Origin of the sequence: Rhodopirellula maiorica SM1, assembly GCF_000346295.1 — a bacterium.
GTDB lineage: Bacteria > Planctomycetota > Planctomycetia > Pirellulales > Pirellulaceae > Novipirellula > Novipirellula maiorica.
Window position 1 is genome coordinate 13,684 of record NZ_ANOG01000538.1, and the last position, 21,097, is coordinate 34,780.

Annotated in this window: 17 protein-coding genes; 11 read left to right on the plus strand and 6 right to left on the minus strand. The window is 54.1% G+C overall.

Features of this window, described 5'->3' with window-relative positions:
• Positions 1-15 precede the first annotated feature (15 nt).
• The 6 genes from RMSM_RS42020 to RMSM_RS17170 all read right to left on the minus strand — a co-directional run bounded on the left by RMSM_RS42020 (position 16) and on the right by RMSM_RS17170 (position 12,951).
• Positions 16-8,616, minus strand: coding sequence for a PAS domain S-box protein (locus RMSM_RS42020; protein WP_008698828.1), 8,601 nt, complete (start codon positions 8,614-8,616; stop codon positions 16-18).
• Positions 8,606-8,755, minus strand: a complete 150-nt coding sequence (locus RMSM_RS41020) for a hypothetical protein (protein WP_160168308.1) — start codon at positions 8,753-8,755, stop codon at positions 8,606-8,608. Before RMSM_RS41020 ends, RMSM_RS42020 begins: the two co-directional genes overlap by 11 nt.
• Positions 8,752-8,967 (minus strand): MerR family transcriptional regulator, encoded by a 216-nt coding sequence (locus RMSM_RS17155; protein ID WP_144057732.1) that lies wholly within the window; start codon positions 8,965-8,967, stop codon positions 8,752-8,754. Before RMSM_RS17155 ends, RMSM_RS41020 begins: the two co-directional genes overlap by 4 nt.
• A gap of 200 nt (positions 8,968-9,167) precedes the next feature.
• Entirely contained in the window at positions 9,168-10,214 is a 1,047-nt protein-coding gene (locus tag RMSM_RS17160) for a glutathione synthetase (protein ID WP_008698833.1), read from the minus strand.
• Positions 10,211-12,169 (minus strand): flavohemoglobin expression-modulating QEGLA motif protein, encoded by a 1,959-nt coding sequence (locus RMSM_RS17165; RefSeq protein WP_008698835.1) that lies wholly within the window; start codon positions 12,167-12,169, stop codon positions 10,211-10,213. Before RMSM_RS17165 ends, RMSM_RS17160 begins: the two co-directional genes overlap by 4 nt.
• A complete protein-coding gene (locus RMSM_RS17170) occupies positions 12,166-12,951 on the minus strand; it encodes an N-formylglutamate amidohydrolase (protein WP_040767641.1) in 786 nt (261 codons plus the stop codon). The genes RMSM_RS17165 and RMSM_RS17170 overlap by 4 nt, the downstream gene beginning before the upstream one ends.
• A gap of 397 nt (positions 12,952-13,348) precedes the next feature.
• Between RMSM_RS17170 and RMSM_RS17180 the strand changes: the two genes are divergently transcribed.
• The 11 genes from RMSM_RS17180 to hypE all read left to right on the plus strand — a co-directional run.
• Entirely contained in the window at positions 13,349-13,819 is a 471-nt protein-coding gene (locus RMSM_RS17180; protein ID WP_008698840.1) for a PA2169 family four-helix-bundle protein, read from the plus strand.
• A gap of 146 nt (positions 13,820-13,965) precedes the next feature.
• Positions 13,966-14,121, plus strand: coding sequence for a DUF3309 family protein (locus RMSM_RS38620; protein WP_008698842.1), 156 nt, complete (start codon positions 13,966-13,968; stop codon positions 14,119-14,121).
• Positions 14,122-14,217: 96 nt separating this feature from the next.
• Positions 14,218-14,397 carry a hypothetical protein gene (locus RMSM_RS17185; protein WP_008698843.1) on the plus strand — a complete coding sequence of 60 codons (180 nt, stop codon included), beginning with the start codon at positions 14,218-14,220 and terminating at the stop codon, positions 14,395-14,397.
• 251 nt (positions 14,398-14,648) lie between these two features.
• Entirely contained in the window at positions 14,649-14,852 is a 204-nt protein-coding gene (locus tag RMSM_RS17190) for a CsbD family protein (RefSeq protein WP_008698846.1), read from the plus strand.
• Positions 14,853-15,067: 215 nt separating this feature from the next.
• Positions 15,068-15,436 carry a hypothetical protein gene (locus RMSM_RS17195; RefSeq protein ID WP_144057734.1) on the plus strand — a complete coding sequence of 123 codons (369 nt, stop codon included), beginning with the start codon at positions 15,068-15,070 and terminating at the stop codon, positions 15,434-15,436.
• Positions 15,437-15,611: 175 nt separating this feature from the next.
• Positions 15,612-15,821, plus strand: a complete 210-nt coding sequence (locus RMSM_RS17200) for a dodecin (protein WP_040767655.1) — start codon at positions 15,612-15,614, stop codon at positions 15,819-15,821.
• A gap of 135 nt (positions 15,822-15,956) precedes the next feature.
• Complete coding sequence (locus RMSM_RS17205) at positions 15,957-16,472, plus strand: ferritin (RefSeq protein ID WP_008698852.1); 516 nt, start codon at positions 15,957-15,959, stop codon at positions 16,470-16,472.
• A gap of 105 nt (positions 16,473-16,577) precedes the next feature.
• Entirely contained in the window at positions 16,578-18,920 is a 2,343-nt protein-coding gene (gene hypF, locus RMSM_RS17210) for a carbamoyltransferase HypF (RefSeq protein WP_008698853.1), read from the plus strand.
• Between the two features lie 102 nt (positions 18,921-19,022).
• Positions 19,023-19,298: a HypC/HybG/HupF family hydrogenase formation chaperone gene (locus tag RMSM_RS17215; RefSeq protein WP_008698855.1), complete on the plus strand. Its 276-nt coding sequence runs from the start codon at positions 19,023-19,025 to the stop codon at positions 19,296-19,298.
• Positions 19,295-20,452 carry a hydrogenase formation protein HypD gene (hypD, locus tag RMSM_RS17220; protein WP_008698857.1) on the plus strand — a complete coding sequence of 386 codons (1,158 nt, stop codon included), beginning with the start codon at positions 19,295-19,297 and terminating at the stop codon, positions 20,450-20,452. The genes RMSM_RS17215 and hypD overlap by 4 nt, the downstream gene beginning before the upstream one ends.
• Before the next feature lie 5 nt (positions 20,453-20,457).
• A partial coding sequence (gene hypE / locus RMSM_RS17225) for a hydrogenase expression/formation protein HypE (RefSeq protein ID WP_008698859.1) occupies positions 20,458-21,097 on the plus strand: 640 nt, incomplete at its 3' end.

A 21,097-nucleotide genomic window follows, 5' to 3' on the forward strand; every position in this document is an offset into this window, starting at 1 on the left:
TCCGTGTGCCGTGGGTCAACGGCCATCGTGAGTTCCGTTGGTAAAGCGGTGCACCATTTGAGTTAACAGCTCGACGTTAATCGGTTTGCTCAAATAATCATTACAACCGCTTTCGATGCAGCGATTCATATCTCCCTGCATCGCATCGGCGGTCAACGCGATAATTGGGCCATCGAATCCGAGTCGACGGAGCTGTTCCGCGGTTTGATATCCATCGAGTCGAGGCATTTGCATGTCCAACAGAATCAAATCGTAGGAACGGCCTTGCCGGACCATCTCTTCGACCATGCGGATCGCGACTTCACCATCTTCGGCCTCATTGACTCGGGCTCCCGCTTTTTTCAGCAATGATTTGCTAAGAAAGCGGATATCGCGGCGGTCGTCGACGACCAACACGTGGCAATCCAAAGTAACTGTTTCCGTCGGCGTGGGGTTTGCCAGCGGTTCTGTTGTCAATTTGGGCTGGATCATTTGCACATCGTCGATGTCGCCGGTGGAGATCGAGACGGTGAATTTACTGCCTTTGCTCAATTCACTCTCCACCGAGATTTCTCCGCCCAACATCTCGGTCAACCGTTTGCTGATCGCCAGTCCAAGTCCCGTGCCACCAAATTCGCGATTGACGTTGCCATCCCCCTGTGAAAACGGCTGGAACAATCGCTGCTGTTGTTGCCGACTCATTCCGATACCCGAATCGACGATCTCGAATTGCAGTATCCCGTCATCGTGTTGCTGATCCACGAAACGCACAATGATCTTCACCATGCCTGAGGGAGTGAATTTGATTGCGTTGCCGACCAGGTTGATCAGAACTTGTTTTAAGCGTTTGGGGTCGGAGGTGATTTCTGCTGGAATTTTTCCGTGGTATTCAACATCGAGTTCCAGGTTGCTCTCGGTCGCACGAACTTCCATGATCGAGCGAACGTCTTCGACCAAATGGCTCGGAGCGAACCGTTGTTGGCTGATCTCGAATTTACCAGCTTCGATTTTTGACAGGTCAAGAATATCGTTGATGATATCCAGCAGGAAACCACCGTTGTGTCGGATGGTGCGAACGTGTGAAAGCGTTTCGTCGTCGTTGACTTTTTCAGCGATCAGATCGGCATAGCCTAGGATTGCCGTCATGGGAGTGCGGATTTCGTGACTCATGTTGGCTAGAAACGCGCTCTTTGATTCATTCGCCGCAACGGCCTGTTCACGTGCTTCTTTAAGCGATTGTTCGAACTCGTGTTGATTGGTGATATCCAGCAGCGTGCCGATGATTTGAGACGGCCGTTTGTTGCCTTCGTTGCCTTTGGTCCACAACGTCTTGGTTTGTAACCGCACCCAGCGGCGTTGACCGTCGAGTCGAGTGATGCGGAGGTCAAGCGGCGTCATTAATTTCCGCCGCGTCTGTGCTGCTTGCTGGAAATATTTCTGGTACGCAGCCGCGTCGTCGGGATAAACAAACGAGGGCGCTTGATTCATCTCGAGCTGAAACGTGTGATCCTCGGGATAGCCGACAATACGTTTGAACTCGGGCGAGAAGACCACGGTCTCCGAACGCAAATCGACGTGCAGCATACCAAAGCCAGCTGCCTTGGCTGCGACACTTAATCGCTGGGCGCTGAGCCGGATTTCTCGTTCATTTCGTTTTCGCTCGGTGATGTCCACGCCACTGGGCACGACGAAGGTGACCTCGCCCTTGTCGTTTCGAGCCGGAGCAATCCGGAATTGAATGGCACGTTTCGATCCGTCGGCAATCCAGTAATCCAATTCCATTTCCACGGTCTCGCCCGCAGCGGCTCGCTGGAATGACTCGCGGACGGCGGACTGCACCTTCGCGGACCGACGCCACCATGGACACTCCCAAAACTTCTTGCCAATAATTTCCTCACGCGTGAAGCCACACCCCGTGGTCGCGGTTTTATTGACCTCGCTGACGTGACCATCCAGGTCGATAACACCGACAAAGATCAAAGTCACATCGAAAATCCCCTGTAGTTTTGTATTGCTACTTTCGTAATTTTCGAGGGCCAACTTGATCGCTTCTTCGGATTCACGCCGAGTGGTGATATCCAATTCGACACCGATCATCTGCAGCGGCGAATCGCTGTCCTTAATGGAAAGATGAGCAAGCGACATCACCCAGCGATAGGCCTTGGAAGACCGCCGGATACGGTATTCACAGCGATACGGCGTGCCCGTTTCCAAGCTGTGACGAAGCGACTGTTCGACATGGACGCGGTCGTCGGGATGGACGAGATCGAGAAACTCGGCGAGTCCCCCAATCGGTTTGGCAGAATCCAATCCCGATTGTCTGCTCAGTTCACCAGAACGATAAAATTTGTCGGCGTTGACGTGCCATTGCCACAGTTTTAGCTCTGCAGCGCTAAGTGCCAATCGCAGACGTTCTTCGCTAGCAAGAATACGACGCTCCGATTCCTTGGCGTCGGTGATGTCCCAGTTCAGCCCATGGATCCGTGTTACCTTGCCGTGTTCATCTCGCAGAATTGTGCCAACCGCAGCGAGCCAAATCACATGGCCATCAGGGCGAATGATACGGAATTCGGTTTCATAAGCGTCGCCGTTTTCGGTCGCCTGCTTCCAGAGGGATTTGAGGGCGGGAAGGTCGTCGGGATGGACGTATTGAAAGAACAATTCGGATGATGGATCGTCCTGTTTGGGGATTCCCAGCAATTGAAACAGAGAGTCTTCCCAAACACTTTTTTCCTCGCTCCATTCCCAAGCCGCCATCGCACCGGCTTTGAGCGCCATCGAGATACGGCGTTCGCTTTCAATCAATCGCATCTGGGCCGCATAGCGATCGCTGATGTCGACGCCCGAGGGGATCAGGAACTCAATATTGCCACTCGAATCTCGCACCGGTGCCATCATGAAATCGATCATGAGTGGATCGCCTTGCTTGGAATTCAAGCCGACATCGAACCGCACCGTTTCACCCGCAAAAGCACGATCCATGGCGTCACGCATTTGGTTGGCGACGGCATCATCGTAAGTCCACCAATCACATTCGGCAAAATGTTTGCCAATCACATCATCGCGACTGAGACCCGCGATGCTCATCGAACGATCGTCGACCTCTAGCAGTTTGCCATCGCTGCCGATCACTCCGACCAGCCCCAATTGATTGTTGATCACACGCCGCAAGTGCGCCTCGCGGTCAGCAAGTTCCAATTCCCAACGTTTTCGTTCCGTGATGTCACGTGATACCGCGACGAGAAATTTGATCTGTTCCGACACACCACGCACCGAGGTGACGACCACGTCCCACCACTTCGGCGTTGCATTGGCCGTGGGACAGAACGCTTGGAAGCTGCCGGTTCCTCCTGCGATCGCGTCACTTAACGCTTGCCGAACGCTCGGCTGACTTTCGGCGGGCCACAGCGATTCCCAAGGCTCCCCTCGGAATGTTTCGAAATCTGCGATTTCAAACGAGGCAATCCCGGCGGAGTTCATCGTTAACATGCGGCCGTCGATGTCGAGGACTTTAATACAGTCAGGGCTGCTTTCGATAATCGTACGATTAAACTCTTCGCTTTCACGCAGTGCGTCTTCGGCGCGGGCACGTTCAAGCCGCGCGTAAACACGGGCGGTAAACTCTTGTAGAAAATCTTGCTCGTCAGCTTGCCAATGATGCGGTTCGTTGCGAATGGCGGACAATACAAACTTTAATCGTCGGTCGCTAACGTAGGTTGCGTTGAACAACGAACCGATTTTCAAGGAAGCAAAACGATCGGCCAAAGCGGCGGACCGAGCTGGGCTTTGACAGTCATCGATCGCGAGCGGTTGGCCTGCTAACAGGGCGGCACGCTCGTGGTCCTCGTGAAATTCGTCCAGACGATGGACCCCACCGATGCCGGGAAGGTCATTTTCAGTGACGTGTTCGAAAAACACATTCGCCGTTTGCTCGTGTTCATCGATTTCGACCAGTGCGCATCGACTCAGATCCATGTAATCGGTTATTCGGGTACACGCTTGTCGGGTGATCTCGTCGGCCGATAACGGATTGACGAATGCGGATTGCAAGTCAGCTAAAAACGCCAGATTGAGTTCGCGTGATTTGCGTTCGGTGATATCGACGGCAAAGCCTGTGATTTGCAATGCATTGCCATGCTCGTCGCGGTCGACGACACCATGAACCTGTGACCAGATGATTCGCCCATCGGTGCCTCGGACGCAGCGGCATTCGAACTCTTCTCGCTCGGAATTGGAATGCAGTACCGAGTCAATGATTTGCTGGACGACCGGATGATCCTCGGGGATCACAATCTCCAAAAATCCCTCCGGCGTCCCCTTGAATTCGTGTTTGTCATAGCCGTACATCGCATGGAGACGATCTGACCAAGTGATTTTGTTCTTGGGGATATTCCAGACCCAACTGCCCATACGACCGGCGTCCAGTGCCAACGATAACGTTCGCTCGCGCTGGATCATTTCGAGCTCGGCCTTTTTTCGTTCGCTGACGTCGCTTGCGATTGCGGTGATTGAGAGTGGGGTGCCCTGTGAATCACGCTGGATGACGCCGCGACCGTACGTCCAGATGACTTGTTGATCATTTCCGCGAAAGACTCGGAAATCCATCTCGAATTCATCACATTGGCCTTCGAAAGCCGCGTCGATGCGACTTTGCACGTAGTCGCGATCATCGGGGTGGATGATCTGCATGAATCCTGCGCAGGTGGCGACAAATTGATCACGCTCGTAGCCGAGTAATTCATATAAGTGACTGGACCATGTCACGCGGTCAGTCGCGATGTCCCAGTGCCACGACCCCAATCGGCCGGCACGAAACGCCAGTTCCAGGTCCTCGCGTTGTCTGGCAACGACACGTTCGGCTTCCTTACGGTCGGTCACATCTAAGAATGTCACGACGCAGCCAATCGTTTCGCCGTCGCGGATCATCGGATAGGACCAATACTCAACATCAAAGAATGTCCCATCAGCCCTCCAGAAAATCTCGTCGTCGACATGGACTTTAGCTCCGACGCGAAACGCCTCGTAAATATGACATTCGTCGTTCGGACAATGGGTACCATCGCGACTCGTGTGATGGATGAGCTTATGCATCTGCTTGCCGACAAGTTCAGCGGGGGCATCAAAGCCCAAAAGTTTTGCGCACGATGCATTGGCAAACGTGCAGACGCCATCGGGATCGATGCCGTAGATGCCTTCGGCAGTAGAATTTAGCAACGCAACAATTCGCTCATCCCGATCAAAGATCGTTTGGACAAATTGTTTGTGTTCGGTGATGTCACGCAGGTATGCGGTAAAAAACGGAGATCCGTCACGCGTTTTCGTCGCGTTGATCGCGAGCTCGACAGGGAACTGTTCACCGTTGGATCGCTGGGCCGTTAACTCAATGCGGTGACCAATGATCTTGGATTCGCCGGATTCCAAATAGCGTTTCAGCCCACGGGTGTGCGCGTCGCGGAACTCTTCGGGAACAATCGTTTCCGCTAATAGTTTTCCTTTCACCTCGTGTTGCTTGAAACCGAACGTTTGCTCTGCAGCCGGATTGAAATCAACGATCCGGCCGTCGACGTCCATCGTGATGATCGAATCGAGAGCCGACGCCAAGATGGCTGATTTGCGAGCCTCTTCGTCACGCAAATTCGCATCGGCTTGGGTATGGCGAATAAACTGTCCTAGCTCGAGACCAATCGATTGCAGCATCGCCAAAAACGTCTGCTCCAATCGCCCCGAACTTCGTGAGAAGATTTCAATCACGCCAAAGAAATCGGTTCCCACCAAGATAGGCATCGCCATCGCTTGGTTTAAACCGGCATCGATCGCATGAGTGCGTGAAAAGTTCCTGTCTGCGGACAGATTATCGATCGAGTGTGCATCCAACGATTGCCAAACGCGACCGGGCAAACCATGTCCCTTGGCAAACTGAAATTCTTGGTTCTTGGCGGCAACCCGTTCCATCGCGGAATCGTTTGCCCCGACCGAGACGTCGGTACATCGCAGCACTTGGTGCCGAGGATCGGGTAACCAAATGGCCGTGATATCCGCCCCCAGTGATTCTCGAATCGCCTTTAGCACCTTGGGGACAGCGGAGTCAAACGATTTCGCCTCAGCAAGTAAACGAATGACCTTGTGTTCGGTGGTCATGCGAATCGACGCCTGTTTCTGCAGCGTGATGTCGATGAAGGTCAATATCAATCCGTCCGCTTTCTCATCCCGCATGTACGGCAACACGCGTCGCAGGTACCAACGTCCGTCGTGCGTTTCGATCTCATCTTCGAGTCGCTCGGTGCTGTCCGATAGTTCCTTGCTGCTTGGAATGGCGGGCATGTCTACTGCGACATGCGAAATATCATCCAGCGGACGTCCAATATCGCTGGCGATCAGACGATAGATTTTCGCTGCGGGAGGCGAATACCAAATGGTGTTTTGCTTGGCATCCAAGCAGATGGTTGCAATTTGAGTGCTGCGGAACAGATTCTCCAAATCGGTGTTGATGTTGGCGATGGCATCTCGGCTGGCGCGAATCTCTTCACGCGAGGTTTCTAGTTCTTCGTTTGCCGAATGCAACTCTTCGTTCATCGACAACAGTTCTTCGTTGGACGATTTCAGCTCTTCATTGGTGGCTTCCATGTCCTGCATCGTCTGTTCTAGATCGCTGCGGGTGGTCTCGAGTTCACGTTCAATTTGAACAAGCAGCGAGTCGGCATCGGGGTGAGCACGGTGGGGAAGTTCGTCGCTCTCCTCACGCGGGATGGGAATGCCGACATCGTGAAAGACGACGAGGAATAACGGAGCGTCCTCGCCTAGACGTGGCATCGGTTGGACGGTCAGCATCACTCGTTGAACGAGGTCCCCGTCACGTAGCGATAGATTTTCATGCTGGACTCGGCGGCTGGTTCGTTTGGCCTCTGAAATCGCGGCACGCAAACCGATTTGCAATCCACTCGCCGCCATTTTGACGATGTTGTTTTCAAATGGTCCCGCTGTCAGGTTTAAATACTTTTTGATGTTGGGTGACGACGTCAACACTTTTCCCGATTCATCAATGACCGCTGATTTCGGAGTGAATTCGTCGAGTACGATCCGCTGCATCATGTCGGTCAGATCGACCGAGGAATCGGGGGTGATGGTTGATTGTGGCGAGATCACTGCACGAGGTAAAAAGCCCGTGGACGTTGCCGATCCGATCGCGGTCCCTTTGCGCTGCGAGATGCGAGATTTGGCGTCGATGGGACGAAACAATTCACCATGCGAGGCGATGTTTTCGCTGGGGCCTAGGAACAAATATCCCGTCGCAGTCAGCGCATAATGAAACAGCGGGATTAACTTCTCTTGCAGGTGAGGTCCGAGATAGATCAATAGATTGCGGCACGAAATCAGGTCAAGCCGCGAGAACGGAGGATCGCTGATCAAATTGTGCAGCGAAAACAGAACGAGTTCACGAACCTCTTTCGCCACATGATATTTGGTGCCCTGTCTGATAAAGAACCGCTTTAGTCGCTCGGGGCTAATGTGGTCTTGAATCCCCAGCGGGTACGTCCCGCGGCGAGCGATCGCTAAGGATCGCTCGTCAATGTCGGTAGCAAAGATCTGGACGCGAGGTGGATTGGGGAGCTCATCGATGACTTCGCGGCACAAAATAGCCATCGTGTACGCTTCTGCGCCATTCGCGCATCCGGCAACCCAGATACGCACACTGTCATTAGGGTCGCGGTTTTCAAAGATCTTAGGCAATACTTGGTGACGGAGCGTTTCAAAGGCCTCTGGATCTCGAAAAAACGCGGTGACTCCAATCAACAAGTCGCGGAACAGAGCATGGATCTCGTCGTCATGTTGCTGCAGATAGTCGACGTACTGATAAACCGATGCAATTTTCCGCAACTGCATCCGCCGCTGGATACGCCGCTGCAGCGTACTGGATTTGTAATGCAGGAAATTATGCGTGGTAACCTTTTTCAGCTTTTCCGCGATCACGGGAATCGCGTCTTTGATCTGCTGTTGCAAGTGGTCCGTAGAGATGGAAGCGACTTGGTCCGTCATGTGGCTTGCATAACGCCGCAGTTCGGCAGCGATTTCGCGGGGTGGGATCACGTGATCCGCGACTCCCGTGGTAGCGGCACTGCGAGGCATCGAGTCGAATTTGGCAGACACGGGGTCTTGAGCAAACGTCAAACCGCCTCGATCGCTGATCGCTTTGAGTCCCAATGTGCCGTCGCTGCCGGTGCCCGAGAGGATCACACCGAGGCTGCGGTCTCGCTGGTCCTCGGCAAGCGAATGCAAAAAATGATCGATTGTCGTTGTGCGGTGACTCGCGTCGTCGGGCTGGACGACGTGGACCGAACCGTGGCGGATTTCCAGCAATCTGTGCGGGGGGCAAACGTAAACCGTGTCCGCCATCAACGCCGTGCCGTCGGTGAGTTCCAGTACCCGCATCGAGGTCGATTTTGACAGCAAGTCGACCAATAGCGATTTGCTTTGAGGGTCAAGGTGTTGGATGAACACGATGGCCATCCCCGGCGCATCCCCAAGCGCCCTCAACAATTCCTGGAATGCCTCGAGTCCCCCGGCCGAAGCGCCTATGCCGACGATCAAGGGTGAGTCATCGGCGATCCGACTTTGCTCCGATATGTTTTTACGATTCATACGCCTTTACCTTGCCAGCGGGCACCGCGTGCCGTCGCTGCGTCCGCAGCCCTCCCGAATACCTCAGATGATCTCGTTCGCGTGTTGCGACCCCGCTGTCACCAACCGCAGCGATGATGCACATACTGATGAAGTTCACTCGTGCTCGCGTTTGGCGACGATGGCCGCAAGAAACGCATCGAGGTCCTCTTGTCGGTAATAGCGATACCCCGTCACTGGATGACGCGTTGGAACCAGTCGGCCCGATCTGTCCCAGTTCCGAAGCGTCTCCGAGGTCACGCTCAGATACTCTGCTGCTTCGCCCACACGAAGCATTCCATCGAGCTTGCCCACCATTGACTTGACACCCATCACAGCACCTTCCAAACCTTACAAACGTTGAAATGATGCCAAATTGAAGACCGTAAAGGCGTTTTCGTCAATTCCCCCTCGTTTTGTGCGATGAGGAACCTCCATGATTCTCTCGCTTCGATGCAAGGTCGGCCGCGATGAGGGAGCTGCAACTAGGCTGGGGTGCTGGGATGCTGGACGCTGGGGTGCAACGCCTCTCGCTACAGCGTGGCGAGATCCACGTTACGGATGCGGGATCCGTAATATTGCTTGTAGCGAACCTTGCGTTGCAAATCGCGAATGATCGCGGCGGTAAAGTCGACTCCCGTCAATTGTTGGCTGCTGCCGAGACCGCCAGGGCTAAATACATTGATCTCCATCAACTTGTCATCAACGATATCCAGCCCGACAAGGAACATGCCATCGCGGACAAGTTTTGGACGCACCATTTCGACCAATTCGAGCATTTGGTGGGTGACCTCGGCCGCCTCGCTTTTGCCACCCGAATGCATATTGCTTCTCGCATCGCCCGTTTTATTGACACGGCGAAAAGCGGCATACGCACCATCGTGCCACAGCGGGCGGCCATTCATGACAAACATTCGGACATCGCCATCGGCCGCAGCCGGCAAATACTCTTGCACGATACAGTAACCATCACGCAACACCGCTTCGATCATTTGGTTGCGGTTGGCTTTGTCGTCTTCGTGAATCAGAAAGACACTTTGGCCGCCGGATCCCTGCAGTGGTTTGATCACCACTTTGCCGTTTTGCGATTCGATAAACGAATTGATCTGTTTAATGTCGCGACTGATGCAGGTTTTGGGACGGACTTCTTCGGGAAAGTGCTGGAAATAGGTCTTGTTGATTGCGTTGGCTAGGTTTTCAGGATCGTTCAAGACGATCACACCGCGTGCTGCCGCGAGTTGCCCAAACAAAATCCCGCTGGTTTGAGCCCACGATCGTTCTGCAGCGTCATCGGACGGGTCGTTGCGAAGCATCAGGACGTCGAGATCGTCGAGTGAAATCCTAGTGCCGTCGGATTCTTTGTCTTGAAGTTCGCCCATAAAGTTTTCCAGCGATTCGTAGTGCTCGCCATTGACCGTTCGTGCCGACGCATGAACGGCTCCATCGGGTGCGTAGACAAAATCCCCCACACCGAGCGTATAGACTTGATGCCCCATGTTCACGGCGGTCATCGCCAACCGCGTCGTTGTGTACGCGGCTTGTTCGGTCATCACGTCGTTTACTACAAATCCAATCTTCATAAGTCGGTCTCCATAAGATCAAGGACCGACTTGCCCCGACAGGCTTCGAGCCGATCACGGATGCGAGGGTCGTTCCAGAAACGAGGTAGGATGCGTGGCGGTGTGATGATTCCACGTCGCCGCAGCTCTTGCACGTACGGCACGTGTTGCAGGCCAATCTTGCCGACATACAGCGGTTCAATTTCATGACCTGCTGCCAAATAGTCGAGCAAATCACGCAGCCCACGTAGATAAATCAGGTCCTTGGTGTAGCCGCCACCGCGGTACACCCGAAGTGTGGTGGTAAAGGCTGTATGAGGAGCAAATCGATGTTTTTTATGTAGCAAGCGAAACGTTTCGACAAACGACTTTCCTCTGGTCATCGAATCGACCGCGATCACTCGCGCCGCAAGTGTTCGCAATCGACGTTTCGTCAATCCACCACAAAGGTATTCCGCTAATACGGCCAAGCCTTCTTGTAATTCCTCGTAGCCCGCCAAACCTGCGTACAGTTGTTGAAACGGTTGGCAGCGACCATTGAAATAGGTCAGCAGATGGGTGCCGATCTCGTGATGAAGTAAGGATTCGACTCGTTTTTTTGCCAGTTTGATCTTGCTGGAAATCAACAACCGGTCTTGCGAGACCATGATTCCCGAGGCGATGGAATCGGATACCTGCACGGAGGCCGTAAACTCGTTCATCTTGGTGTGATAGTAGTCGATTTCGTCATGAGCTCGCTGAATGATTTCCGTGCTGGCCATACAGCGGGTCGACTTGGGTTTGCTGCTTGAGTTCGGCTGGATCGTGCGCAGGATGTCGTTCGCCAACGTGATCAGTTCGGTCTCGGGGCGACCATACAGTTGCAGACTCGTGCTCAGAAACGGCGATGGATGCGAAAATGGTTTTGACTTTTCGGGTTGGTCGAGATCACGTAAGGCAGTGAGTTGGCGATCCACCTCGTTTTGTTTCTCCCAAAAAAGGTGAGCCAGCGTGGGATCTTCAACGCGTTCAATTTCAATATCAAACAAACGGCGTTTCAGTATGTTGGGGTGGTAGGGCAGCGGGCGGTAATACAATGTGGGCAATTCGCGATAGCCGCTGGCGTGAAACTGCTGCCAAGCTTCGTCTGCATTGGTCGGAGTGACTTGCAGCAAAAAGTCGAACGATTCGGAAACGCTACAAAGTTGTTGGTCGATTAATCGCGTCGCTTTGACAAGGGACGAGGGGCCAAGCGATTCGAAATGCACTTTGGCCGATGGGTCATGGCTGCCAGTAAATTCCGCAATCGTTTTGCGAAGGGCGATTGCCAATTGGCGACGGAACGATTGCAGGACAACAGGATAAAGTGATCCGTTGCGAGGATCGCGATACACCGGTTTTACCGCGATGCCGATCGAGCAACATCCTGCGTTGGCGTCGCTGTTGCACTCGGGGGCGAGCGATGCGATGTCGGGTGGGCCGACAATCGCATCACTTCGCTCGGCGACGGTGCCGCGGCGTCCGTGTACCGAAATCTCTTGCAGAGAATTCCGCAGCACTTCCATCGTCGATGGCAACGCGTCCAGGTCGGGTGAGACTATTTCAAATCCCTGCCGCGAAGGGTTTGCCGTCTTGGAATCGCCTGAGCTCCAGATCTCAACGAACAGGAACGTGCCAAAGTGTTCCTGCATGATGCCTCGCACGGCCGTGGTCAAGCTCATCAACCCCGAGTGATATTGTGGATCAGCCGATGCAAATAGATAGGCCGCCTCGGTCGTCACCAACTCACGCGTACCCGCATCCTCACGATCGACCGGTGAGCGATAAACACATAGAAAGGGAAGCTGGCGGTCGAATTTTAAACGGCCATCTCCGGGCAACGTCCGACGCACCCGATCATTTTTTGACAACCGGGCGCATACAGAATCCGCAATCGCGTCGAATTCCGATTCGATTGGGTCGTGTCTCGTTTGCGGTGACGTGCTGGATGGTTTCACAGTTGCCTCAATGCTGTTTGGACGCCTGGCAACGTGGACTCTAACGCTTTGTAGATACACTCCACCTCGTCGGGGTCGGCTTCGCCTTCCCATTCATCCATGAAAAACTTTTTGAACTCGATCGCGATGGCGCAAGCTTGCTCGGGAAAGGTCGAGTGAATCCACTCGCCAAAATAGCCACCTTGAAATTTGACGTTTTCGCGAACATCCAACTTGCGACCATTAAAATCATACGCTCGCAGTTCGGTGATAAAGCGGTCGACGACCGGTGCCCAGAACTGGCGATCCATCGTCCCTGTGCCGATGTTGACCTCGGGGTTGGTTTGTGGGTCGGCGGGCGGTGCATCGGCGCCGTCGCGGCGATGGTTGTAAGTGTGTAAATCATAGACGACGACGCGGCCATATTCTTCGATTAGTTCACGCAGCAGTGTTTCGACGTCTTGATAGAATTCATCGTATTCACGCAGCGACGCTTCGATCATTTTCGGGTCCGGTGGTGTGTCCCAAACCTCCATGCCCCATGCGTCGGCAGGCGTTTCGTAGACAGCCTTGTCGCGCGGACGGTTCAGGTCCACTTCGAAACGTGAACGCAGACCGACGATTTGAGTCTTGGCAATTTGCGTCCATTCACCGGTGACCGGATCTTCTTCTCGCTGCTGTTCGTCTTCGTCGATCGCCAACCGCTGCTCGACGCTGCGGCGGGTGTCGTGCCCGTTGTGAATCGCGGCGGCCACGATGGGGCTAGGTCCTCGCTGGAATATGCAATGAGGGTGAAGTGCCACAGGGGATCTCCCTTCGATTAACGAGGAAACAGGAAACACAAAGAAACAGGAACGGTAAGCGGACCGACAGGTTCGTGAGAGCGAAAGTGGCAAATGCTGTACCACTTGCAATCGTCTTGTTGAGCTAGGCTGACTTGGAATCGGCAATGACCGCTTGCGTTGCACATGGTAGCGGTGGATGTCGCTCCGCTGCCTGCTGTGAGATCACGTTGGCAGCTTTGCGGTCAAAACGAGCTGTCCGGTACACGGTTTTCCAGTAAAACCGGGCTCGGCACACCGTTTGCCTTTCTTGGGTTGGTTGGATTGTCGACACGCAGAACCGTGTTTGTTGCAATCACGACGCTTCGTTTCTTTCGGAGCGTCCCGAACCAAAACTAGCCTTTAACCGGAGCCTGCCATGAGTCTTGAAACAAAGCAAACTCTTAGCGAAGCCACTGTCAAGAAACTTCAAAAGCTGATCCGTGCCAATATTGATTCCTATGACGGGTTTCGTGAATCCGCAGAAGAGCTAAGTGATAAAAAGCTCGCGACGCTGTTCCGCGAAATCGCTAACGAGCGATCCGCACTTGCTACAGAATTGCAGAACTACGTCGAATGGAATGGCGAAGAGGCCGAAGACGATGGATCGGCAACGGCCGGTGTCCATCGCGCGTGGATCAACGTTCGCAGCAAGCTCAATGGGGGCGATCCCTACGTGATTTTGATCGAAGCCGAACGCGGCGAAGATCATATCAAGAATGCGTATGAAGAGGTGCTCAAGGATACCGCCGGCAGCGCGATGAACGATGTGTTGTTGTCGCAATACACCGTGGTCAAAGCGGGGCATGACAAGGTCCGCGATCTTCGTGACGCGTACAAGAACAAATAAACGATCTCGCCTGCTGGGCTAACGGCTCCGTTATCCAGTTTGGGTTGTCATTTGAACTATCTCTGGAACAGCGGAGCCTGCTGTTCAGCCTCTTCGCTGCAGTGCTCAGTGGAGGTGCCAAGTAGAGAAAAGCCCAGCGGAGAATCGTGTTGTACACCCTGTTGCTAATCCTATTGATCCTACTGCTTATCGGGGCGCTTCCTGCATGGCCGCACTCGAGAACTTGGGGGTACGCCCCCAGCGGAGCACTGACGTTGATTGTCATCATCGTGTTGGTGCTGCTGTTGATGGGGTATCTGTAGAGGCTATCGGCTAGGTTGGTCGGCTAGGTCGATCGATGGGGGCCATATCATGCTTTGCTTTTTTTCAAATCTTAATCACAAATTGCTAGGTCATTTATGAAGATGCTTTCTCAATCGACGTGGTCGCTACTGGCTACCGGGATGCTGCTGGCAGGATTTACGATCGTTGGCTGTGACAACAAGGAAACACTGTTGGATGTCGACACACCTGATGGTGGCGTCGAAGTCGAGCGGTCACTCGATACCGGAGAAGTTACTGTCGACGTGGATGAATAGCTGTCGAGCTGTCGTCCTCAGCTCGAAGCGATTGGAATCGCCATCGCAAACGAATGAAACCAGCCACACAGGCAGCAGCCCTCGTCGGGGATGCTGCCTGTTTTCGTTGTCACGGTAATTTGCAGTTTTAAGCTGGCATTCAACGACGCCGACGCGATGCATTTTGGCCCGGCAAATGCAGTTGTCGTGGCTGTTGGATGAGCCCGTAGAAGGGCTGTTTTTGCATAACTGAAAATAAGGGAGATATTGAAATGAATTGGGATCAAATACAAGGAAAATGGAAGCAAGCCAAGGGACAGGTCAAACAGCGTTGGGGCGATCTCACCGATGATGACCTGGACCGCGTCGACGGCAAACGCGAAGAATTGGTCGGCCGCGTGCAAGAGCGATATGGTGTCGCTCGAGACGAGGCTGAACGGCAAGTGCAAGAGTTTGAATCCTCTTGCAATTGCTAAGGCGTGACAGACCAAGGCGAGTGTGACGCTCCCTCGATTTCTGAGGTCCTTTTGAGCGATCTCGATCTCGAAGGAGCGTCTGTGGGAGGTCATGGAAATGTGAGAACGACGAAGATGACGAAGGAATGGGAGAGGTTTGCGGTGATAGCACCACATCATGCATCGCGTGCCTCTGAAATAAGCAAACACCACCGAGCTCGCTATGAGAGATGAACATGAATGAGACAAAACCAAGTGAAGAAACGAACCCTGAAATCGAAGCGCATCTGAACGAAATCGCCAAAATCTGTTGTCGATCGTTAGCGGGCGAAAGTGACGCGGAGATGGACCGTATCGAAAATCTGTTGAAGTCGCTGTTGATGAGCGGGTATGTCGGGAAAAAACACCGTTCGTTCCAAGTTGACTTGGAAACCCGAGTCAAAGACCAGTGCCGCGATTGTGCCATGCATCGTGGCGGTGCGTTATCATCAATGTCGGAGAAACTTGCAAAGAAGTTTGCTGATCTCACTCGCTGGGAATCGAGAACTCCGAGTGACGCTTCGCCAGCCAAGCCGGCTAACATCAGTTCGGCGACTGACGCCTAGGTCAGCTTTTCGATCTCGTTTTTGCTCGCTTACGGGGGCACGCAAGCGATATACTGAACGTCACCGCTGCGGCAGGCCCGTGGTGGTCTCGTCGCCGGCGTTGCAGCCTCGCAATTGCATCGCTGGGCTTGCATCGCTGCGTGCTGTTTTTACCATCTCAACCCGAGCAAACGACATGTCCAATCACATCTACAAAAAGATCGAGCTGACCGGGACCTCCACGACCTCGATCGAAGACGCTGTGAACAACGCGATTAGCCGAGCCGCAAAGACGGTCAAGGAGCTTCGTTGGTTCGAGGTGATCGAGACACGGGGCGACATCGCCGAAGGCAAAGTGTCGCATTGGCAAGTCACGATCAAGGTCGGATTCACGCTTGACGACTAGGGTTAGCGGTAATCGACGATAGCCAGCTAGTCTAATTGCGAAGTGGCGCGTTAGGATGCGGATTGACTCGGCCATGCCCGGATCGACTTTGCCCGAAACAGTCTCTGTTTACCCAAGACGGAAAATAAGAAGAAAATGTCATCGCATCATCAAGTCACCGACGCCCTGAATGAACAACTGTCCTGCGAATTGGGGTCATGGTATTCCTATTTGGCCCTCAGCGCTTGGTGTGACCGGCAGCAATTGACCGGGTGCGCCGGTTGGCTTCGTGCTCAAGCTCAAGAAGAGTACACCCATGCCATGAAAATTTATGACTTCCTGCTCGCACGCGATGTCGAAGTGAAGTTCACTCAAGTCGATCCGCCGCGGCAAGAATTTGCCAATATTGTCGAGATTTTCGAGTGGGCGCTCAAGCAAGAACAAGAGAACACCGCACGTATCGATGCGCTGTTCCAGCTTGCCATGGAACAGAAAGCGTTTGCGTCGTTGGTAGAATTGCAGTGGTTCATCACCGAACAAGTCGAAGAAGAACAATCGGCTCGCGCCAATCTGGCTCGGATCAAGATGGTTGCCAACGATCCAGCAGCGATCTTGGATTTCGACAACATGCTCGGCGAACGCAATCTGCCACTCGACACGTCGCCTCGCTAGGTTACGGCGGAGTTGCGTTGGGCTCGGCAGGCGTGCTTAGCGGACGAGAGCTTAGCTGCAGCAGAACAAACTTGTCTGCGTCGGCGATATTGTTGAGGGGCCTCTATGCAGCGCCGCGCGATCACAGTAACGGGCATCGTTCAGGGAGTGGGATTTCGTCCCTTTGTCCATTCGCTCGCGTCGCGCTACCGGTTGGTCGGATTCGTGCAGAACCGATCAGGCGAAGTCCAGATCGAAGTCGAAGGAGCCGCAGCCAAGCTGGATCAGTTTATCGAGCAACTGCAATCGCATGCTCCTGCTCTATCACGAATCAACCAGCTGAGCTGGCTGCCGGTTCCGATTTGTGGCGACGCATGCTTTAGAATCGTGGACAGCGAGCAAGGGTTGGCATCCCAGGTTTTTGTCTCGCCCGATGTGGCGATGTGCGAGGATTGTCGGCGCGAACTTTTTGATCCCGCAGACCGCCGTTTCCGCTATCCGTTTCTGAACTGCACCCAGTGCGGGCCGCGGTTAACCATCACCGATCGCGCTCCGTATGATCGTGTGAATACAACGATGGCGGCGTTCGAGATGTGCGCTGCTTGCCGAGCGGAATATGAAAATCCACGGGACCGCCGTTTTCATGCCCAACCGATCGCATGCCCTGATTGCGGCCCGCGACTACAGTTGCTCGACGAGAACGCAAAGCCGATCACCGCCGAGGATCCGTTGACGCGTTTTGTCGCTGGATTGATGCAGGGCAAGATCGGAGCTCTAAAAGGAATCGGTGGCTACCATCTTGTGTGTTTGGCAAAGGACGACGACGTGGTTACTCGCCTCCGCAAACGCAAACATCGTGACCAAAAGCCGTTCGCAGTCATGGTCGGCAACAGCACGCTTGCAGCACGTTGGTGCGTAATCAATGACGCCGAACGCGAACTTTTGCAATCGCCCCGGCGTCCCATCGTCTGCTTGCGAAAACGCAATCGCGTCCCTGGCATCAGCGATACCGTTGCGCCCACCAATGCGTCCCTGGGGATGATGTTGCCATACAGCCCATTGCATGCATTGCTGATGGATTGCATCGGGGACCAGCCGTTGGTGATGACCAGCGGCAATCGTCGTGACGAGCCAATGGCCTATCAGGACGCGGATGCGATCGAGCGACTTTGTGGGATCGCCGATTGTTTTTTAACGCACAATCGAGCGATCTGTGTTCGCTGTGACGACTCCGTCACCCGTGTGATTTCAGGCCGCGAATCGCCTCTCCGCCGCTCGCGAGGCGATGCGCCGATGCCGATCAAGCTGCCTTTCGTCTGCCCCCAGCCAATCTTGGCCGTCGGCGGTCAACTCAAAAACGTGTTTGCACTGGCGAGCGGAGACCAGGCATTTTTGAGTCATCACATTGGCGACTTGGATCACTTGGCAGCCTACGAATCCTTCGGGCGTGACATTGCTTTGTACGAACGGCTGTTGGAGATTCAGCCTGATGTTGTTGTCCACGATTTACATCCTGATTACGCCTCGACGACCTACGCCGTTGAGCGTGCTGAGCAAGATTCGTCGTGCGTTTTCGGAGTCCAACATCATCATGCTCATCTCGCAAGCTGCATGGTCGAGCACGGGATTGCCGGCGATGTGATTGGAGTGATCTTTGACGGCAGCGGTTATGGCAGTGACGAGACGATCTGGGGTGGTGAATTCTTGGTAGGGGGGTACCCGTCGTTCAAGCGTGCCGCCCAGCTACGCCCGGTCAGACTGCCCGGCGGTGACAAGGCGACCAAGGAACCGTGGCGCGTCGCGCTGAGCTACTTCATGCAGGCCGATTGTGATTGCGAAGCGTGGCAACGGGAAGTCAACGCCGCAATTCGGCCCTCGGCGGTTCGGCCCTCGGCGGTTCGGATTGTCCAGCAGATGATCGATCGTGGTTTCAATTCACCCTGGACATCCAGTGCAGGCCGGCTGTTTGACGCGGTCGCCGCGATCGCAGGCATTCGGCAAACGGCCCATTTCGAGGGCCAGGCCGCGATCGAGCTTGAAGCGATCGCGCTGCAGGTGGACGGTGACGAAACGTACCCCATCGAACCGCTTCAACAGACCGCCGAGTGGACGTCTTCGTGCCAAGTGGTCGATACGCGACCGCTGATCCGCAGCGTGGTTGCCGACGGTGCAAACAAAATCGACAAAGCAATCATTGCACGTCGCTTTCACAATACCTTGGCGGCAATGACGGTTCAGACATGCATCCAAATCGCGAACTCAACTTCGATAAATCGAATCGTTCTCAGTGGGGGGGCGTTTACGAATACGCTCTTAAGTTCGCTGGTTGTCGCCCAGCTACAGTCAAAGGGGCTGAGCGTGTTTGTGCACCAACGTGTTCCGGCAAACGATGGCGGTCTGTGCCTCGGCCAGCTAGCGATCGCGGCCCATTCGTTGCACCGTGATTACCACTCAAAAACGGCGTGTTGAAATTGTCGCAAAATCGGGATTTAAGATCACGCCATTGTCACATGGAAGTGCTACGCTAGTTGTTGCTTCATCTGTCCGAATTCATTTAGCCAGAGCCATTCGATGTGTCTTGGTATCCCTGGTAAGGTCGTCGACACCTTTATCGAGCACGATGTCTTGATGGGAAAGGTGGATTTTGGTGGCGTCTTTAAGCAGGTCTGTTTGAATTTGACTCCAGACGTCGAGGTCGGCAAGTATGTGATCGTGCATGTCGGTTTTGCCTTGCAGGTGATTGATGAAGCGGAGGCGGAAAAGGTCTTCGAATTCTTGCAGAAAATCGATGAGCTGCAGGAGTTGGCGGTTGACGAAGTGGACTCCAACAGCGAGGTCGCGTCGTGAAATACCAGGCGGAATATCGAGATGCCGCTGCGGCAAAGAAACTGCTGCACGCGATCGCCGACATGGTTACCCAGCGGTGGACAATCATGGAGGTTTGCGGAGGCCAGACTCATTCGATCGTCCGTTACGGCATCGACGAACTGCTGCCCAAACAGGTTGAACTTGTCCATGGTCCGGGCTGCCCTGTCTGTGTCACTCCGTTAGAATTGATCGACAAAGCGATCGAGATTGCTTCATGCCACAACGTTATCTTTTGCTCGTTTGGGGACATGCTGCGAGTTCCCGGCAGTCGACGCGATTTGTTTGACGTGAAAGCCAGCGGTGGCGACGTGCGAATCGTCTATTCACCGCTGGATTGTTTGAAGATTGCCGAACAGAATCCCAACCAAACAGTTGTGTTCTTTGCCGTTGGCTTTGAGACGACCGCTCCGGCCAACGCGATGGCGGTGTGGCAAGCCAAGAAACGAGGGATCGAAAACTTTGCCATCCTGGCTTCGCATGTTTTGGTGCCTCCGGCAATCGAAACGATTCTGTCGTCACCGACCAATCGAGTACAGGGTTTTCTCGGTCCCGGACATGTTTGTTCGGTGATGGGCTACGAGGAATACGAACGGTTGGTTGACCGTTATCAGATTCCGATTGTGGTCACCGGTTTTGAGCCGGTCGATCTACTGGAAGGAATTTATCGCTGTGTACGGATGCTCGAGCAAGGTGAAATCGGAGTCGACAATCAATACGCTCGTGCCGTGCAGCGTGAGGGAAGTCATGCGGCACAAGGTTTGATTGCCGAAGTGTTTGAAGTGACCGATTGCAAGTGGCGTGGTATCGGCACGATCCCCCGCAGTGGTTACCGGTTGCGATCCGAATACCAACGTTTTGATGCTGAACAGCGATTTGCCGTCAGCCAGATGCAAGTGCTGGAATCAAGCCAATGCATTAGCGGGCTGATATTGCAAGGCATCCACAAACCGAACGATTGCCCGGCCTTTGGAAAAGAATGTACCCCTGAACATCCGTTGGGAGCGACCATGGTTTCGTCCGAAGGAGCTTGCGCTGCCTACTACAGCTATGGCCGCTTCTTGCGATCTCAGCAGGCTTCCTCGTCTGAAAGAGTCCCTCCGAAATCCGAAGACGTTCCGATTTCAGCAGACTGAAAAACATGTCGCACGTTGCCAATTTTGACCATATGACCTGTCCGTCACCTCGTAGCCAGTACGAGCGTGTGCTTCTCGGTCACGGTAGTGGGGGCAAATTGAGTGCGGAACTGATCCAGCGGTTCTTTTTGGCCGAACTCGGGAACGAAGTGCTGTCGTCGCTCGAGGATGCCGCCACGCTTTCGCTCGAATCGCACGACAGCCCGGCTGATAAACGAAGCTCCGGATCACGAATTGCATTTACCACCGATGCGTTTGTGATCAAGCCGCTCTTTTTTCCCGGCGGCGACATCGGCAAGCTTGCGGTGCACGGAACGGTCAACGATTTAGCGGTCGCCGGTGCGACACCACTCTACTTGGCGGCCGCCTTTATTCTCGAAGAGGGCTTCGAGACCGAATCCTTACGACGAATCGTTGTTTCGATGCGGGAAGCGTGCAGCGAATCCGGGGTGACATTGGTCACCGGCGACACCAAAGTTGTCGACCGCGGCAAAGGGGACGGAGTTTTTATCACCACTACGGGAATCGGACTCCATGCGTCCGGCGGTGAATTGTCAATTCACAACGCTCGTCCAGGGGATCAAATCATTGTCTCGGGAACGATCGGAGATCATGGGGTTGCGATCATGTCGACCCGTGAAGGGA

Excerpts from the sequence above, each read along its gene's own strand:
- RMSM_RS17160 (WP_008698833.1), bottom strand. The coding sequence starts at position 10,214 with ATGAAGATTGGATTTGTAGTAAACGACGTGATGACCGAACAAGCCGCG.
- RMSM_RS42020 (WP_008698828.1), bottom strand. The coding sequence starts at position 8,616 with ATGAATCGTAAAAACATATCGGAGCAAAGTCGGATCGCCGATGACTCA.
- RMSM_RS17200 (WP_040767655.1), top strand. The coding sequence starts at position 15,612 with ATGTCCAATCACATCTACAAAAAGATCGAGCTGACCGGGACCTCCACG.
- RMSM_RS17205 (WP_008698852.1), top strand. The coding sequence starts at position 15,957 with ATGTCATCGCATCATCAAGTCACCGACGCCCTGAATGAACAACTGTCC.
- RMSM_RS17180 (WP_008698840.1), top strand. The coding sequence starts at position 13,349 with ATGAGTCTTGAAACAAAGCAAACTCTTAGCGAAGCCACTGTCAAGAAA.
- RMSM_RS17190 (WP_008698846.1), top strand. The coding sequence starts at position 14,649 with ATGAATTGGGATCAAATACAAGGAAAATGGAAGCAAGCCAAGGGACAG.
- RMSM_RS17185 (WP_008698843.1), top strand. The coding sequence starts at position 14,218 with ATGAAGATGCTTTCTCAATCGACGTGGTCGCTACTGGCTACCGGGATG.
- RMSM_RS17155 (WP_144057732.1), bottom strand. The coding sequence starts at position 8,967 with ATGGGTGTCAAGTCAATGGTGGGCAAGCTCGATGGAATGCTTCGTGTG.
- hypF (WP_008698853.1), top strand. The coding sequence starts at position 16,578 with ATGCAGCGCCGCGCGATCACAGTAACGGGCATCGTTCAGGGAGTGGGA.
- RMSM_RS17195 (WP_144057734.1), top strand. The coding sequence starts at position 15,068 with ATGAATGAGACAAAACCAAGTGAAGAAACGAACCCTGAAATCGAAGCG.
- RMSM_RS17215 (WP_008698855.1), top strand. The coding sequence starts at position 19,023 with ATGTGTCTTGGTATCCCTGGTAAGGTCGTCGACACCTTTATCGAGCAC.